Annotated in this window: 20 protein-coding genes; 15 read left to right on the plus strand and 5 right to left on the minus strand. The window is 36.3% G+C overall.

The window, feature by feature from the left end:
- Positions 1-2: 2 nt before the first annotated feature.
- From GO621_RS06795 to GO621_RS06810, 4 genes are read left to right on the plus strand one after another with little or no spacing between them, the layout of a single operon-like run.
- The gene (locus GO621_RS06795) at positions 3-686 is read left to right on the plus strand and encodes a hypothetical protein (protein ID WP_157565419.1); all 684 of its coding nucleotides are present in this window, start codon (positions 3-5) and stop codon (positions 684-686) included.
- Positions 687-692: 6 nt separating this feature from the next.
- Positions 693-2,849 carry a sensor histidine kinase gene (locus GO621_RS06800; RefSeq protein WP_157565421.1) on the plus strand — a complete coding sequence of 719 codons (2,157 nt, stop codon included), beginning with the start codon at positions 693-695 and terminating at the stop codon, positions 2,847-2,849.
- A 7-nt stretch (positions 2,850-2,856) separates the two neighbouring features.
- On the plus strand, positions 2,857-3,948 hold the full coding sequence (locus tag GO621_RS06805) for a hybrid sensor histidine kinase/response regulator (protein WP_317163399.1): 1,092 nt from the start codon (positions 2,857-2,859) through the stop codon (positions 3,946-3,948).
- A 4-nt stretch (positions 3,949-3,952) separates the two neighbouring features.
- The gene (locus GO621_RS06810) at positions 3,953-4,354 is read left to right on the plus strand and encodes a response regulator (RefSeq protein WP_157565425.1); all 402 of its coding nucleotides are present in this window, start codon (positions 3,953-3,955) and stop codon (positions 4,352-4,354) included.
- 314 nt (positions 4,355-4,668) lie between these two features.
- On the opposite strand, the gene pyk is transcribed toward GO621_RS06810, so the two are convergent.
- Together pyk and GO621_RS06820 are read right to left on the minus strand one after the other, a co-directional pair.
- Positions 4,669-6,102 (minus strand): pyruvate kinase, encoded by a 1,434-nt coding sequence (pyk, locus tag GO621_RS06815; RefSeq protein WP_157565426.1) that lies wholly within the window; start codon positions 6,100-6,102, stop codon positions 4,669-4,671.
- A gap of 206 nt (positions 6,103-6,308) precedes the next feature.
- Positions 6,309-6,728 (minus strand): IPExxxVDY family protein, encoded by a 420-nt coding sequence (locus GO621_RS06820; RefSeq protein ID WP_157565428.1) that lies wholly within the window; start codon positions 6,726-6,728, stop codon positions 6,309-6,311.
- Between the two features lie 230 nt (positions 6,729-6,958).
- On the opposite strand from GO621_RS06820, the gene GO621_RS06825 reads away from it, so the two are divergent.
- The 3 genes from GO621_RS06825 to rnc are packed head-to-tail and all read left to right on the plus strand — an operon-like array spanning position 6,959 to position 9,201.
- Positions 6,959-7,195: an acyl carrier protein gene (locus GO621_RS06825; RefSeq protein ID WP_157565430.1), complete on the plus strand. Its 237-nt coding sequence runs from the start codon at positions 6,959-6,961 to the stop codon at positions 7,193-7,195.
- Between the two features lie 20 nt (positions 7,196-7,215).
- Positions 7,216-8,469 carry a beta-ketoacyl-ACP synthase II gene (gene fabF, locus GO621_RS06830; protein WP_157565432.1) on the plus strand — a complete coding sequence of 418 codons (1,254 nt, stop codon included), beginning with the start codon at positions 7,216-7,218 and terminating at the stop codon, positions 8,467-8,469.
- Positions 8,470-8,475: 6 nt separating this feature from the next.
- The gene (gene rnc / locus GO621_RS06835) at positions 8,476-9,201 is read left to right on the plus strand and encodes a ribonuclease III (protein ID WP_157565434.1); all 726 of its coding nucleotides are present in this window, start codon (positions 8,476-8,478) and stop codon (positions 9,199-9,201) included.
- Between the two features lie 166 nt (positions 9,202-9,367).
- Here the strand turns inward: rnc and GO621_RS06840 are convergent, their stop codons facing one another.
- Complete coding sequence (locus GO621_RS06840; RefSeq protein WP_157565436.1) at positions 9,368-10,105, minus strand: hypothetical protein; 738 nt, start codon at positions 10,103-10,105, stop codon at positions 9,368-9,370.
- 145 nt (positions 10,106-10,250) lie between these two features.
- Here GO621_RS06840 and GO621_RS06845 point away from each other — a divergent pair, with 145 nt between their 5' ends.
- The 6 genes from GO621_RS06845 (at position 10,251) to GO621_RS06870 (ending at position 13,129) form a co-directional block, all read left to right on the plus strand.
- Positions 10,251-11,126 carry a YicC/YloC family endoribonuclease gene (locus tag GO621_RS06845; protein WP_232335603.1) on the plus strand — a complete coding sequence of 292 codons (876 nt, stop codon included), beginning with the start codon at positions 10,251-10,253 and terminating at the stop codon, positions 11,124-11,126.
- A gap of 92 nt (positions 11,127-11,218) precedes the next feature.
- Positions 11,219-11,791, plus strand: a complete 573-nt coding sequence (gene gmk, locus GO621_RS06850; RefSeq protein WP_157565438.1) for a guanylate kinase — start codon at positions 11,219-11,221, stop codon at positions 11,789-11,791.
- A 24-nt stretch (positions 11,792-11,815) separates the two neighbouring features.
- Positions 11,816-12,388 carry a nicotinate (nicotinamide) nucleotide adenylyltransferase gene (gene nadD / locus GO621_RS06855; RefSeq protein ID WP_157565439.1) on the plus strand — a complete coding sequence of 191 codons (573 nt, stop codon included), beginning with the start codon at positions 11,816-11,818 and terminating at the stop codon, positions 12,386-12,388.
- A gap of 30 nt (positions 12,389-12,418) precedes the next feature.
- Positions 12,419-12,604, plus strand: coding sequence for a hypothetical protein (locus GO621_RS06860; protein ID WP_157565441.1), 186 nt, complete (start codon positions 12,419-12,421; stop codon positions 12,602-12,604).
- Between the two features lie 31 nt (positions 12,605-12,635).
- Positions 12,636-12,821 (plus strand): hypothetical protein, encoded by a 186-nt coding sequence (locus GO621_RS06865; RefSeq protein WP_157565442.1) that lies wholly within the window; start codon positions 12,636-12,638, stop codon positions 12,819-12,821.
- Positions 12,806-13,129 (plus strand): type II toxin-antitoxin system RelE/ParE family toxin, encoded by a 324-nt coding sequence (locus GO621_RS06870; protein WP_157565444.1) that lies wholly within the window; start codon positions 12,806-12,808, stop codon positions 13,127-13,129. Before GO621_RS06865 ends, GO621_RS06870 begins: the two co-directional genes overlap by 16 nt.
- Before the next feature lie 146 nt (positions 13,130-13,275).
- Here GO621_RS06870 and GO621_RS06875 read toward each other — a convergent pair whose 3' ends face one another.
- On the minus strand, positions 13,276-13,686 hold the full coding sequence (locus tag GO621_RS06875; RefSeq protein WP_157565446.1) for a helix-turn-helix domain-containing protein: 411 nt from the start codon (positions 13,684-13,686) through the stop codon (positions 13,276-13,278).
- Positions 13,687-13,806: 120 nt separating this feature from the next.
- On the opposite strand from GO621_RS06875, the gene GO621_RS06880 reads away from it, so the two are divergent.
- Together GO621_RS06880 and miaE are read left to right on the plus strand one after the other, a co-directional pair.
- The gene (locus GO621_RS06880) at positions 13,807-14,088 is read left to right on the plus strand and encodes a hypothetical protein (RefSeq protein WP_157565448.1); all 282 of its coding nucleotides are present in this window, start codon (positions 13,807-13,809) and stop codon (positions 14,086-14,088) included.
- A gap of 162 nt (positions 14,089-14,250) precedes the next feature.
- Positions 14,251-14,850, plus strand: coding sequence for a tRNA-(ms[2]io[6]A)-hydroxylase (gene miaE, locus GO621_RS06885; protein ID WP_317163400.1), 600 nt, complete (start codon positions 14,251-14,253; stop codon positions 14,848-14,850).
- A gap of 422 nt (positions 14,851-15,272) precedes the next feature.
- Here miaE and GO621_RS06890 read toward each other — a convergent pair whose 3' ends face one another.
- On the minus strand, positions 15,273-16,880 hold the full coding sequence (locus GO621_RS06890) for an FAD-dependent monooxygenase (protein ID WP_157565450.1): 1,608 nt from the start codon (positions 16,878-16,880) through the stop codon (positions 15,273-15,275).
- Between the last annotated feature and the right edge of the window lie 58 nt (positions 16,881-16,938).

Raw genomic sequence — 16,938 nt, forward strand, 5'->3', positions numbered from 1 at the left:
TAATGATCAGAATTCGAGCCTTTAGAGCAATAGACGAACCAGAAACTTGCGAACAATTTATTGAAGGTCATGTAAGGGTATTAAAAGCATTTAATATTACGATGATAACATCTGCTAAAGCAGAATGGACAGAAGACCCAAACACATATGTAATAGTTGCAGAGTCCACTGACACGGGCAAAGTATTAGGTGGCGCTAGAGTCCAAGTTGCAGGTGGGAAACTCCCTTTACCTATTGAAACTGCTGTAGAAAAGTTTGATAAGAGTATATATTCAGTAATAAAAGACTATTCTAAAGAAGGTACAGCAGAATTGTGTGGTTTATGGAACTCAAGAGAAATAGCAGGCATGGGAATTGGAAGTACTTTTTTAATTCGTACAGCCGTTTGCATAACAATACAACTTAACTTAAAAACATTATTTGCATTATGCGCTCCTTATATTGTAGAGATAGCACTAAAAACAGGGTTTCATATAGCAACATTTTTAGGTAATGAAGGAACGTTTTACTACCCAAAAGAAGATCTTATTGCAACAGCAGCAGTAATACCTGATATTACTACTTTGGATAGCGCTGACATCATCGAAAAATCAGAAATTTTCTCTTTAAGAGAAAATTTGAAACAAACAAGACTAGAAGAAGGTAGAAGAAAATCATTTTATCTTGATTACGATCTTAAGCTGTAATAATTAATGAAATTTATTTATATATACTTATTCTTAATTTTCGCTTCAACTATATCCTATGCACAGGATATAGTCATATTTAACAATCCTAATAAATTTATCAGCATAAGTGATAAAGTTGAAATTTTAGAAGACAAACAAAATTTACTTTCAATAAAAGAAGTTATAGCTTCAAAACTATTTAAAAAAAGCTCTCAAAAAATTCCAAATTTTCAAATTACAAAATCATCGATTTGGATTAAACTAAAGATATTAAATAACACTCAACTAAATAATTTAACCCTTGAGCTTCCATATCCTACAATAGATAGTATAAGTCTTATAAGTGTTATAAATGATAGTACTTTTAATGTTGAAAATACAGGTGAATATATTCCCATATATAAAAGGACGTTTCATCATCAGAATTACGCCTTTAATTTAAATATTAAACCAAAAGAAAGTAAAATATACTTCTTAAAATTAAAAGCTTCTGAACAAATACAACTACCGCTATTATTAGGAAGTGAAAAATCTATTTTAGAATCTAATTATTCATTAGATCTAATCTTTGGAATTTATGCAGGAATTATTTTAGTAATGCTTTTTTATAACCTTTTTGTTTATTTTTCAATTAAAGATAATACTTACCTTCTTTATGTATTATATATACTATCTGTAGGTTTTACTCAAGGTAGTGTACAAGGTTATACCGCACGTTTTCTTTATCCAAATTCAATTCATTTAGCAAACTTAATGATTGTAGTAGCTCCTGTATTCTCCGGAGTTTTTGCTATACTTTTTGCTAAAAAATTTATTTTAATAAAAAAACATACCCCTATTTTAAACAGTATTCTATCTATAATCATTGTATTCTATTTCATAATATTAACTCTTGGTTTTTGGGGATTTTACCATTTATCGGCACAACTGGTTCAAATTAATGCAGGCCTTGCATCAATTACTGTTATGGCTACAAGTTATATAATATTAAGAATGAATTATAAACCTGCCTTATTTTTTTTCATAGCATGGTCAATATTCCTTACTAGTGTAGTAATTTTTGTTCTACGAAATTTTAATATTTTACCATATAATACTTTTACATATTATGCTTTACAAATAGGATCAGCATTAGAAGTAGTTTTACTTTCTTTCGCTTTAGCAGATAAAATCAACATCTACAAAAAAGAAAAAGAAGAATCTCAAGCTCAGGCATTATCCGCACTACAAGAAAATGCTCGAATAATAAAAGAACAAAACATTACCCTTGAACGTAAGGTAGAAGAACGTACCGATGAGTTGGTAACTACAAACCATAATCTTAATAAAACACTTACAGATCTTAAAGAAGCACAAATACAATTGGTAGAAGCAGAAAAAATGGCTTCTTTAGGCCAGTTAACGGCCGGTATTGCACATGAAATAAACAACCCTATCAACTTTGTTACATCAAACATAGCACCGCTTAAACGTGATGTAGATATATTAGTTGATGCCATTTTTACTATAGAATCTGTAGGTTTGTCTAACATTTCAACTGATGAAAAGCAACAGCAAATTGAGGATTATAAAGAAGACATCGACCTGGATTACCTGAAAATAGAAATTAATCATCTTTTAAATGGTATCCATGAAGGCGCTAACAGAACGGCTGATATTGTAAAGGGCTTAAAAATATTTTCACGCCTGGATGAGGATGATTTGAAAAAAGCCGATATTAATGAAGGTTTGGCATCAACTTTAATTATAGCCAACAATTTAATTGGCAGTAAAATACAGGTTATTAAAAATTATGGTGATATTCCGCCAATTGATTGTTACCCTGGCAAACTAAACCAGGTATTTTTAAACATTATTTCTAATGGCGTATTTGCTATAAATGAGAAGTTTGGCGATCAATCGGGCGGTATTTTAGAAATTACTACCCAATGTGATGAGCAGAACTTATATATTAAGATAAAAGATAACGGGACAGGGATGAGTGAGGAGACCAAAAAGAAAATATTTGAACCCTTTTTTACAACAAAAAATGTAGGTGTAGGTACTGGTTTAGGTATGTCTATAGTTTATAATACTATTAACAAACACAATGGGCAAATTTACGTAAATTCGGCCGAAGGCGTAGGAACAGAGTTTATATTAGAATTACAGCTTCAGTTTAAAGAAGCTGCAACTATTTAAAAAAGAGGTGAGCAAGACTGATAAAATAAAAATTTTGTATTTAGATGATGAGGTGAACAACCTGATCGGTTTTAAGGCCTCTTTTAGGGTTGATTATACTATTCTGGTAGCTAATAATAGTACCGAGGCTTATCAGCACCTCGAAAAAAACCCTGATATACGTATTATATTCTGCGACCAGCGGATGCCTGATAAAACAGGTGTTGAATTTTTTGAAGAAGCAAGAAGCCTTTACCCTTTACCTATACGCATTTTATTAACAGGCTATACGGATATTGAATCTGTAATCGATTCGATTAACCGGGGCAATATTTTCAGGTATGTAAAAAAACCCTGGACTAACGAAGATATTTTATCGTGTATAGACCAGGCCAATAAGTTTTACATGGTTAACTCCATGCTATCTTTAAAAAACATTGAATTACAAAAAGCTTATAATGAACTGGAGAAGTTTGCCTATAGCGTAACACACGATATCCGCGGCCCGTTACTAAGTATTTTAGGCGCAGCAGATGTTGCCCAGTATATTGATGATATTGAAGAGATTAAAGAGATGCTCCGGCTGATGGAAAAGTCTGTAAAAAAGCTGGATACTTTTATTCTCAACATTCATGATTACTATAGTTTAAAACAAGGCGAGCTGCAAATAAAAGAAGTCAACTTTGAAGATGTTGTAAAAGACCAGACGGATAATTACAAGATGACTACCAACATGAAAAATATTAATTTTATTGCACATGTTGAACAGAATGAAACTTTCAGGACAGATGAAATGTCCCTTAAAATTATACTTAGCAATTTACTCTCTAACGCCTTTAAATATCAGAAGAAACACAACAGAAATAAATTAGTAGAGTTAGCTATACAAGTAAGGCGCGGAATAGCAACCTTACAAATAAAAGACAATGGAATAGGCATCCAAGAAAAACATATTGACGATATTTTTAATATGTTTTACAGGGCCACAGCAGAAGAAGTTGGATCTGGCATCGGGTTATATAACGTTAAAGATGCCGTAGCTAAAATTGGGGGCGAAATAAAAGTAACCTCTGTTTTTGACGAAGGGACAACTTTCTTAATTACGATACCTACAAAATAACGGGATGCAGCAAAAAATTAATTTTATTATAATTGATGATAGCAAAGAAGATTGCTATCTTATTAAAAAGAGGTTAGAAACTTTAGATAAAAATTTCAATATTAAATCTTTTCTTAGTGCGCAAGAGGCTTACGATTATATAAACCATACAGGTATTAATACCCCTGCTGATTCAAGAAAAAATATTATTATCCTGGATATTTATATGCCGCTAATGGATGGGTTTGAATTTGTAGAAGAGTTTGAAACCTTGCCAAAAAACGTACAGGACAATTATTTGATTTGTGCACTTACATCTTCTATCAATAAAATTTATATTGATAAAATAAGCACTTATAATTCTGTTAAGTATTTTTTAGAAAAACCTATTAAAACAGAAAGCTTGTTAGATTTGATTGAAGGATAAGCCAGGCAGAAATGTACGCATGCTTCTTTTATGGCATAAAAATTTGTGTTGAAAGCCTCGCCCCCTCCCTCTCCAAAGGAGAGGGAGCCATGGTTTGTTACCTTTCGCTTTTCTAATTTTAACCTTATTATTCTGCCTTTCAGCTTCCTATTGTTAAAAAAGTATTTTTTAGGTTTCCCCTTTGAAGCGCGTTAGGGGGATGACTACCTAAAACCTATTTCGTAATTTTTAACAACAACAAATTTTATACACGTAAAAAGAGCATTGCTAATTTAACAATGCTCTTTTCACAGATAAAAAACTTATAACCAGAATCAGATTATACTAACTTTAATCATGTTAGTACGTCCTTTTTTCTCCATCGGGATAGCTGCTGTGTTAATCACTACATCGCCTCCTTCTACTAAATTCTGGCTTTTTAAAATTTCATTTATCTCCTGGATACTACCATCAGTAGAGTTGGTATCAAATTTATCATAATAAAAGCCCCTTACACCCCATAACAAACTCAAAGTCCTAAGCAAATGGCGGTTCCTGGTAAAAATAAAAGTATTTGCTTTTGGGCGGTGGCTTGAAATTTCAAACGCTGTATAACCAGACGAAGTCATGGTTACAATACCTGCTGCATTGGTTTGTTCAGACAAAATAACGGCTGCGTTACAAATCGCATCAGACAAGATAGTAGGGGACTTTTCGTTTATCGGTTTGGGTGTATTAAACAAGTAGCCGTTTTCTTCTACATTCCGGATAATCTTTTGCATGGTTTCAATTACAATTACCGGAAATTCTCCTACTGAGGTTTCTCCGCTTAGCATTACCGCATCAGCACCATCTAAAACCGAATTTGCAACGTCGTTAACTTCTGCACGGGTTGGGCGTGGTGTTGTAATCATACTTTCCAGCATTTGGGTAGCCACAATTACCGGTTTAGAAGCTGCGCGGCATTTGCGGGCAATCATTTTTTGCAATAACGGAACTTGTTCCATCGGCATTTCTACCCCTAAATCTCCACGGGCAACCATTACACCATCAGTTACTTCAATAATCGCATCAATATGCTCAATCGCTTCCGGTTTTTCTATTTTAGCAATAACACGCGCTACTTTACCGCTTTTGCTAATTACACGTTTTAAATCGATCACATCCAGTTCTGTGCGCACAAACGATAAACCAATCCATTCTACATCGTTTTTAAGTGCAAATTCCAGATTATGCAGATCTTCTTCCGTTAAACTTGGTATAGATACTTTGGTATTAGGCAGGTTAACCCCTTTTCGGGAAGTTAAAATACCACCATGTATAACCTCACAAACAACAGTATCTTTATTATTGGTTTCTTTAACACGCATTTGCAGCTTACCGTCGTCCAGTAAAATGATCTCGCCGGCAACTACATCTTTTGGAAAGTTTTCGTAAGTAATATAAATCTGGTTTTCATCGCCTACACATTCTTTAGTGGTCATGTTAATGGTAGTTCCGTTAATTAACTGAACGCCACCTTCTTTAACCAAACCAATCCTGATCTTTGGCCCTTGCAAATCTGCCAGAATGCCCACATTCAGTTTATATTGCTCATTAATTGCACGAATATTATCAATTGCTACCTGATGGTCTTCCTGTTTACCGTGAGAAAAGTTAAGTCGGCAAACATTCACCCCAGCCCTGATTAAAGACAGCAGCATCTCTTTTTGTGATGAAGCCGGTCCGAGCGTGGCAACTATCTTAGTTCTTTTATGCGAAATTTTCATTTAAAATAATTTGGTTTTCGTGTTATAAATATTTTTTGAAGTGTTAAAGAAGGCTTCTCTGTTTTAATTTTTTAATGATGCTACCTGTAATGTTACGGATTAGATTTTTTATAGAGTTATAAACGAAAAAATGAATAATAGTAATTTTTTACATGCTTCTTTTATGCAAACAAAATTAGTGTAATTTTTACACTAAGCGAAATTGTTTAAAATAATAGGTTTTCGTTTGATTTAATTGCTTTAGGGTTTACCTGCTTAACCGCTTCTATATCTTTTATATGTTTTAAGCGGAACAACGTATTATCAAGGTCTTCCTGATCGAAATGGTTTTTAACAAGCATAAAATAATTAACTTCCCCCATTTCGGGAATTAGATACCCCGCCATACTTTTGTTGCAAATGATGTAAAACTCTGTTTCCGAAGCTTCAATTTTATAGAAATACTGCGAAAACTGTAGCGGCTCGTTTCCGGCAAATAAATCTAAACAGTAATCGCTTATTTTTCTAAAATCAGAGTTCAACTCCTTATTAATATGGTAGCATAATCTATAATCTCTTAAATGCGAAGTAATGGCAATCAGTATAAAATCAAGGTCGAGTTCAAAATTTAGTATTTTCCTGCTCAAAATAATAGGTTATAAAATTATTCTAAATTACAAATCAAACCTTTATTACCTTAATGCTATCCTGCTTTTAATTAATAATTTTTAATTTTCTCAGAACAGCAAAAAGTACCTGTAAAACCAGTAGGTTTGTTACAGCAAATTTAACCGACGCAAAATTTTTTGTTAGGTTTGATATTTGATTTAATTTATTTTTCTTTGCACAGATTTATTTAACCATAAAAATTAAGACTATGTCTGATATCGCTTCCAGAGTAAAAGCAATTATCGTAGAAAAATTAGGTGTTGACGAAAACGAAGTTACACCAGAAGCAAGTTTCACAAATGATCTTGGTGCAGATTCTTTAGATACTGTAGAACTGATCATGGAATTTGAAAAAGAATTTAATGTAGCTATTCCAGATGACCAGGCAGAGAACATAGGCACTGTAGGCCAGGCCATTGCTTATCTGGAAAAAAACGTTAAATAATAGCGCTTTTTACTAATTAAATGGAGTTAAAAAGAGTAGTTGTAACAGGTCTTGGCGCACTTACTCCAATTGGCAATAATGTTCCGGATTACTGGAATGCTTTGCTTGCTGGTGTAAGTGGCGCTAACTTCATCAAGAGCTTTGATACCACAAAATTCAAGACAAAATTTGCCTGCGAAGTAAAAAATTTTAATGCCGAAGATATTTTTGGCAAAAAAGAAGCACGCAAGATGGACCCTTTCGTTCATTATGCAATGGTTGCAGCAGATGAAGCAGTTCGGGATGCTGATTTGGATTTTCCAAACTTGGATACCAATCGTATCGGCGTTATCTGGGGCGCCGGAATTGGTGGTTTAAAAACGTTCTTAGACGAAGTATCTAACTTTGCCAAAGGTGATGGTACGCCGCGTTATAATCCTTATTTTATTCCAAAAATGATCCTGGATATTGCGCCCGGCCATATTTCTATTAAATATGGTTTGCGCGGTCCAAACTTTTCTACCGTATCGGCTTGTGCTTCCGGCACAAATGCCTTGATCGATTCTTTTAATTACATTCGTTTAGGCACAGCAGATGTTATCATTTCCGGTGGTTCTGAAGCTATTATTAATGAAGCCGGAATGGGCGGGTTTAATGCCATGCATGCTTTATCTACCCGAAATGACGACCCGGCTACAGCTTCGCGCCCTTTTGATAAAGACCGTGATGGCTTTGTAGCAGGCGAAGGTTCCGGTGCTGTAATTTTAGAAAGCCTGGAACATGCCAAAGCACGGGGCGCAAAAATTTATGCCGAAATGGTTGGTGGCGGCATGAGTGCTGATGCAAATCACATTACCGCCCCTCACCCGGAAGGATTAGGCGCACGTTTGGTAATGACAAATGCTTTAACAGATGCCGGTTTAACCACCAGTGATATTGATTACATCAATGTTCACGGTACTTCTACCCCGCTTGGTGACATCAGCGAAACAAAAGCTATTGTAAGTTTATTTGGTGACAATGCTTATAAATTAAACATCAGTTCTACCAAATCTATGACGGGCCATTTGCTTGGTGCTGCAGGTGCCATCGAGGCTATTGCTTCTATTCTGGCCGTAAAAAACGATATTGTCCCTCCTACCATCAATCACTTTACTGACGATCCGGAGTTTGACCCTCAGTTAAACTTTACTTTTAACAAGGCGCAAAAACGCTTAGTGCGTACTGCCCAAAGCAATACATTTGGCTTTGGCGGCCATAATGCTTCTGTAATTTTCAAAAAATACGAAGAATAGTAGTTGATGCCGGTTTTAAGGTTTTACAAGCTTTACTTATCCCCCAACAGAAAATACGTTAAACTGTTAAAAAACCTGCTGGGTTTTGTGCCTGGCAATTTAATGCTGTACCGTTTGGCTTTCCGCCATAAATCTGTTGCGCAAGTTGTAAAAAAAGGTGTTAAAAACAGCAACGAAAGGCTGGAATTTCTGGGTGATGCTGTTTTAGGTTCTGTTGTGGCAGAAATCCTGTTTAAAATGTACCCTTACGAAGATGAAGGCTTTTTAACAGAGCTTCGTTCTAAAATTGTAAGCCGCATCAACCTGAACCAACTTGGCCGTAAACTTGGTTTTGAGCAATTGGTAGAGTTTGATAACCGCGTTATCAATACCAGCCGACAAAGTTCATTATTAGGCGATGCTTTTGAAGCTTTGATAGGCGCCGTTTACTTAGATAAAGGCTACAATTTTACCAAAGAGTTTTTAGCTACACGCATCATTAAACCGCATGTAGATATTCATAAGCTTGAAAACACGGAAACCAATTTCAAAAGTAAACTGATTGAATGGTGCCAGCGCCATAGTAAAGATATTACTTTTGAACTCACAAGCAACCAACAGGGCGAAAGCTCAAAACTTTTTACCGTTCAGGCCAGCATAGATGGCGAGATATTTGGCAGCGGAAAAGAATTCAACAAAAAAACAGCCGAAAAGCTGGCAGCCGAAAAAGCCTGCGAAGCTTTAGGAATTTGATTTTCGAAATTACATATTTTTAGCGGCACTGTACTTTTGAAGATTTCTCCCGTTGGCAAATGACAGTGCGGTTAAAATTCATGCTTCTTTTATCAAACAAAAATCATTAAGTAAAACTTGTCGAAGAAGACTTTTCCCTTTGGCCGAAATGACAAGGATGCTTCTTTTAGTATAGTTTTTTTAGTGGCGGCAAACCTTTCCCTTCTTTAAAACCTTGTGCTGATTTTTTGATATAATTAATTAAATCGTAATCGTTCCAGGCATTTAATTGATCGAAAGAAGGCCGGTAACTTTCCATAAACGGCTGGATCTGTTCTTCCTTCAAATCTGTAACTTGCTTAATTACGTTTTGGTTAAAGCGCTTGTCGATGCTTATTTGTTCAGTTTCATTCTTGGAAAACTCCTGAAAATGCTTTGCCTGTTTTGGTGTTTTCCCAAAAAGTTCGTATAATCCTGTTATTGGCGAAGTTAGAAAAGAAAGCGCAGGTGGTTTGCCGTTGTAAAATGAACCCTGGCCCCGATAGGCCCGCATGCCTTCGTCCAGTTCCTGCTTTTTTGTTTGTCCTACAATTTTAACTTCATTTAGTTGAATAACCGGCGAAAGCTGTATAACTACATCTTTCTGATCGATAACTGTAAAAATGTATTCTGTATAATCCTTTTTAAATATTCTTAACGTATCGCCAACAGCAGCTTTTATGTTAAAGGCGCCTAAATCATTACTGGCAACCGTAATTTTATTAGTTCTGTTTAAAATGAGTGCATTTGCTACATGCTGTCCGTTTTGTTTTTGAAAGAGAACGCCTTTCAGCAAAAATCCCTGCTGGGCAAAAACAGGGCAAGAACCACAAATACAAGCCAAAATCAGCATAAACCTTGTGCCGGAAAAAACAATTCTAAACATCGAAGTAAACTTACCAAAAGCATCAGTAACTAAGCGTTAAACTATGTTAATTATCAATTTTAGGGTGATAAAAACAGCATCGTATCATTTTTATGCTTAGTTTTTTTAACACTTTAGCCGTGCTGATTAATTTTTATCTTTGCAGATGATTAAATCAATGACGGGTTTTGGGTTGATAAGCCAGGACCTGGGCAACGTAAAATATACAGTTGAAATAAAGTCCCTCAACAGCAAATTCCTGGAGCTGTCTATCAAACTTCCCCGTGCTTTTTCTGATAAAGAGTTTGAATTACGTAATGAGTGCAGCCGGTTAATTGATCGCGGCAAAGTAAACCTAAGCATCAATGCAGAACAAAACGAATCTAAAAGTGCCGCATTAGGTATTGATGTAGTTTTGCTTCAGCAATATTTAGAGCAGCTAAAACAAGTAAGTACAAAAGTTAACCAGCCTGCTGATAACTTGTTACAATTAGCTATGGGTTTACCGGATGTAGTGAAATATCAGGAAGAAAAAGCATCAGAAGATGAATGGAAAACGGTCATGCAGCTTTTTAAAAAAGCAGTGGATGCGTTCCAGCAGTTCCGGGCAGATGAAGGAAAAGTACTCGAAACAGACCTCAAGCTTCGTATTGGCCATATTCTTGAAAATTTAGCCCAGGTAGAAACAGCCGAATCGGAAAGGATTATCACCATTAAAGAACGTTTAAATAATTTTTTAACCGAAGCTGTTGGCCGCGAAAACATCGACCAGAACCGTTTTGAGCAGGAACTGATTTATTATATTGATAAATTGGATATTACAGAAGAAAAAATCAGGCTAAAAGCACATTGTGATTATTTTCTGGAAACACTAAAAAGCGCAGATGCAAACGGTAAAAAATTAGGTTTCATTGCTCAGGAAATTGGCCGCGAAGTAAACACGCTGGGTTCTAAAGCAAACCATGCAACCATACAAAAATTAGTGGTTGGCATGAAAGAAGAACTGGAAAAGATTAAAGAACAATTGCTGAATGTGCTTTAGTTAATAGTTATTAGATAATAGTAGATGGTTTATAGAGGCTACTATCAACCATCTACTATCAACAATAGACCATTAACCATCAACTAAAACCTATGAACCAAAACGGCAAACTCATCATATTTTCTGCACCTTCCGGAGCCGGCAAAACTACTATTGTGCATCATTTATTAACTAAATTTGATGATCTGGAGTTTTCCATTTCTGCCACTACACGCCACCCGCGCGGAGATGAACAGCATGGAAAGGATTATTATTTTATATCGCAAACAGAGTTTTTGCACCGCATTGCCCAAAAAGAATTTGTAGAGTTTGAGGAAGTTTATTCGGGCACTTTTTATGGAACGCTCCGTAAAGAAATTGAACGGATCTGGGACAAAGGCAAACATGTTATTTTTGATATTGATGTAATTGGTGGCCTGCATTTAAAAAGAAAGTATGACGGAAAGGCACTGGCCATATTTGTACAGCCGCCATCACTGGAAGTGCTGATTGAAAGGTTGAGCGGACGCGGAACAGATAGTGAAGAAAAATTATTAGAGCGTTACGCTAAAGCCGAAAAAGAACTGAACTACGCACCGCAGTTTGATGTAATTTTAAAAAATCACGACCTGGAAACAGCCTGCAAAGAAGCCGAAAAACTGGTTTCGGATTTTATTGGCCGTTAACCATTTTTACCTGATAAAAGAAGCATGAAGATTGGTTTGTTTTTTGGCTCTTTTAATCCCATACATACCGGCCACTTAATTATTGCCAGTTATATGGCCAGCCATACTGACCTGGATAAAGTCTGGCTCGTTGTATCTCCGCATAATCCTCTAAAAAAAGCAAGCGATTTAATTAATACTTATGACCGGCTGGAAATGGCCAAACTGGCAACAGAAAACTCGGATTGTATTGATGTAAGTGATATAGAACTGAAACTGCCGCGCCCTTCCTACACCATTGACACGTTAACGCATTTGCAGGAAAAATTCCCTAATCACCAGTTTGCGCTGATTATGGGTTCTGATAACCTGAACTCTTTACAGAAATGGAAAAACTACGAAATTTTGCTGCGCGATTACCAAATTTACGTTTATCCGAGGCCAGGTTTTGAAAATGCAGCATTAAGCGCGCATCCATCTGTAACCATTACCTCTACGCCGTTGATAGAAATTTCTTCTACTTTTATCCGTAAATCCATCGCCCAGAAAAAGAATGTACAATATTTTTTGCCAGATGCGGTGTTGGAATTTATTGAGAGTAAAAATTTGTACCGGTAAATTCGTTATCTTTATAAAAAGAGAAAGTTTATGGTAATTGCAAAAGAAAAAATACTTCATTTACTTCATTATATGCCAGATGAAATTGATGTAGATGAGGTAGTTGATCAAATAAAACTTACTGCTAAAATTGACCAGGCACTTGAAGAATCTAACAGAGGCTTAGGACAAGATTGGGAAGAATTTAAAAAAGAATGGCTAAACGAAGACTTGTAACCATTGAAATACTTTATAAAAAGAAAAACTTATGCTGACTAAAGAAAGAGTACAGGAGCTGATTAACCACATGCCCGAAACCTTTTCAGTTGATGATTTAGTTGAAGAGGTAATTTTGCTGCAAAAAATTGAAAAAGCCCAACAGCAAATTAAAAATGGTGAGTTTTATACTGAAGAAGAAATTGATAGAGAAATTGATTCATGGCTGCAACAGTAATTTACACAAGAACAGCCAGAATTGATTTGCAGGAAATATTCACTTTTATCAGTAAAAATTCTTTGCGCTATGCACAAAAAGAAATAAACGAAATACGGCAAGAAGTTAAAAAACTTAAATCAAATTTATACTTAGGGCATCAGTTTTATGAAAAAGGCGATGAGCTAACAAGAGAAATAGTTTATAAGAATTATCGTATTATTTATAATATTTCATCAAATTATACAAAAATCCAAATTCTTACCATCCATCACCATGCCCGGCTTTTATCTAACAATCCAGGCCTTGATGATAATGATGATGAATAATTGATATAAAACGATTATCAATTAAACCAGCAAGTAGTTACTGATGTTGTGGGCTAACGGCAATACCAATTTTATAGTGCTAAAAGAAGCATTATCATTCCGGATATAAAAGAATCAGCTTTAAATTTAAACAGCTTTAACAACTATTACCTGTTTTTTAACTGGTTTAGCAGAAGCTCGTTCTTTTCACGTTCGCTTTGCAGTAAACGCTCGTATAGTTTCCGGTTTTCTTCGTAATTTTCAATCAGTTTATCCAAAGGGTTAAAATTGCAACTTTGGGCATTGAGCACATAACTGCTATTGCTAAAGCTGTTATCCTGGAAAGTGTTGAAATAATTTATAGCAGCTTCTTCATTAAAGTTTTTAATGGCATCTGCTGTTACCTCCAAAACTTTGGCAACTTTTTCCAGCGTTTCATCTTCCACATTTTCACTTTGTTCCAGTTTGGATATAGCTTGCTGACTGATGCCTAACCCGGCCGCAAGGGCATCTTGTTTCATTCCCCGCAGTTCCCGGATGCGGCTAATTTTCTTGCCAATGTGAAGTGTTTCTGCCATACCTTCAAATATAATCAATTTAAGCTTTTGTTTTAAACAACCTTTTTATATTGTAAAACACAACCTTGCGGTGGTTCGGTACATCAAAAGCCCGGGGTAACTTGCTTTTTTATTTTACAAATGATGGAAGTTATAAAAGAATCCGTAAAACAAACAGACCTCAACGCACTCGAAGAGATTGCTGATATTTTTTTTCCCGCCACACCTTATACGCCTGCACAGGAAGAGCTATGGAACTGGTTTATGTTTGCCCTGTCTGCCAAAGGCATAACCATTAAAACTTTGCAGGCAAATGAATTCGCCCAATTTTCCGATCAATTAACCAAACTAACCAAGGCAATATATGCCCAAACCCGATTGCAGCAAACAGCAGTAGAGAAAAAGGAAGCAGAACCTGATTGATCTTGCCCTGTATTCCTGGTTGTTTTTGTCATTCCCGACGTTAGGAGGGACCTTCTTCTAAGTAGTTTAACCCATTATTTTGAAAGAAGGTTTTTCCCTGCGCCGAAATGATAACGCCGACTTTGTTAGCCTGCTAAAAGATAAACTTTTATCTTTGCCTTTGTGAGCGAGAAAACCATCCTGAAACTACAACTGCCCACCGATCCGCAATGGGTTACAAACGTTGTGCAAAGTAATATTGAAGAAATTTTAACAGATCATGCGTTTTGCGAGCAAAAAGCAGCAAGCAATGCCATTACTTTGATTGTCCAAAACCCGAATTTATCAGAATTAGTTCAGGAAATGGTGATGCTGGCACAGGAAGAACTGGACCATTTTAAACGCGTACACGATTTGATTTTGCAACGGGGGTTTGTTTTAGGCAGAGAGCGAAAAGATAATTACGTAAACGAACTGGCAAAATTTATTATTAAAGGCGGAGGCCGCGAAGCACAACTGATAGACCGTTTACTGTTTTCGGCAATGATTGAAGCGCGGAGCTGTGAACGGTTTAAAGTAATGTCGGAACATATAAACGATGCCGAACTTTCTGCTTTTTACCACGAATTAATGGTAAGCGAAGCAACGCATTATTCCATGTTTATCCGCCTGGCTAAAAAATACGCAACAACTATTGATGTTGACAGTCGCTGGAAAACTTTCCTGGAATATGAAGCGCAGGTTGTACAGAACTACGGCAAAACCGAAACGATCCACGGTTAGAAGAGCCTTTTGTCATTCCGCAGGGAGGAACCTTCATCAAATAGTTTTACTTAATGAATTTTTACCTGGTAGAATTGGTGTTTGTATATAATCACTAACAGACCTATAAGGTTTTGAAAACCTTATAGGTCTGTTAGTGATTTACCGGGTAAAAATTGGTGTTTACATTTAATCAATAAAAAAACAATAGTTAACATTTTTTAGGTGATAAAAGAAGCATCGGCCTCAAAAAAAGAAGGCCAGAAAAAAAAATTAAACAACTTCATAGTTAGTTTCTTTCGCTTTGAATAAAATCTCTCACTTCGTTCGGGATAACAACTACAACCAATGCTTCTTTTATGCCTGTTTTTTTTGCCTCACCTAAATCCTCTCCAAAGGAGAGGACTTGCCTTTCTTACGACAATAGGCTATGCTTCTTTTACCTATGCTTTTTGGGGCTTAATGCAGCCGGCCACCTGTTCTAAATAATGGCCGATCAGATCAACATGAATCGTATCATTTAAATACCCAATATACATATCAGGCCGAACGATGATGGCTTTCCGCTGATCTGCCTTCATCTCAAAACAATCAAAAACATTTTTATTTTTTGCAGAAAAAGGCAGGTAAAAGAAGTTTAACTGCGGATAATTTTGGGTAATCCATCTGGCCAGGTTAAATAAATCATTTTCCTTCAATTTTCCCAAAGCTATAAAAGTAAATCCGGGCTTGGCGCACCATTCGTGCAGATCGGTTTCCTGCTGCTTTTTCTCGTCAAAAATCTTAATAAAAGGCAAACGGTCGCCGGCTTTAACATTTCCGGCCTTGCTTAGGTTTAGGTTGATTTTACTGCTGCGGTAATCAATGCCGATTTGCGAAATCGTTTTAAAGCCAAACTCGCGAAAGCTTTCCCGTTTCCAGAAATAGCTGATTAGCTTCGGAAAAATGTGATTTCTAAAAAAACGGTTTAATACATTTTGAGAATTGATCACATTAAAAAGCTTGTCGGTGGTAGCAAGAAGCTTTTTAGCAACCGGCATCCGTTCATCAATATAACTGTCTAAAATTACAGGTTTATAAATGTTATTGATCACGCCCGCCAGTTTCCATGCCAGGTTATAAGCGTCCTGCAAACCCGTATTCATTCCTTGTCCGCCTGCCGGCGAATGGATGTGCGCAGCATCGCCAATCAAAAAGCTTCTTTTATCCCTAAAATTTTCGGCCATGCGATGATGCAATTTATAAATAGAAAAAGCATGACAGGTTTTAATGGAAAGATCAGCAGGTAAAGCTTTAGAAAGATCTGGTTCGATATCTGCAAAGCTAACTTCTTCGCGGTCTGCAAATGCTTTTGGCAAAGTTGCAACCACACGAAAACGGTTAACACCTTTCATCGGAAAAAGGGCGATAAAAGAAGCATTGCCCATTTTTAAAGTAACCTGTTTATCTGCAAAAGATTGATCAAATTCTACATCTGCCAGATAAAATTTATTGGCGTAGGCATCGCCTTTAAAATCTATTTTTAGTTGTTTTCTAACATTGCTGTGCGCGCCATCCGCACCGATAATCCAATCGGCAGTTATCGTGCTTCTTTTACCATCACTTTCTATAACTGCCTTTACACTTTTTTCTTCCTGCGAAAATCCTGTTAAAGTAATGTTCCAATAAACCGGACAACATTTTACGGTGAGAAAACCAAGCAGCAAGCGTTCGTTTTTACTTTGTTCGAGCATGTGAACGAACGGGAAAAGTGTTTTATTGACACCGAGGTTTTGGAGGGAAAGCCGTATGAGCTCTTTTTCATCATTTTGAATAGAAACACTTTCTGCCTGAATCCCTTCCTGCAAAGCCTGGCCTGCCAAACCCATTTGCCGGTAAATTTCCATCGATCGTGCCTGTACAGCTAATGCACGCGATTGGTCTGTCGGCCCTTTTTTACTATCGATAATTAAGGGTTGTATGCCATGGCGAAGTAACTGTGCGGCCATCATCAGGCCCGAAGGCCCAGCGCCTACAATTAAAACAGGATAATGACTTTCGGCAGGAATCATTTTTTAGAAACGGTACAGCAGCAGAATTGTTGGCTTTTTATCTGAATTGAATTGCTTT

Origin of the sequence: Mucilaginibacter arboris, from assembly GCF_009754915.1 — a bacterium.
In the GTDB taxonomy this organism is placed as follows: domain Bacteria; phylum Bacteroidota; class Bacteroidia; order Sphingobacteriales; family Sphingobacteriaceae; genus Mucilaginibacter_A; species Mucilaginibacter_A arboris.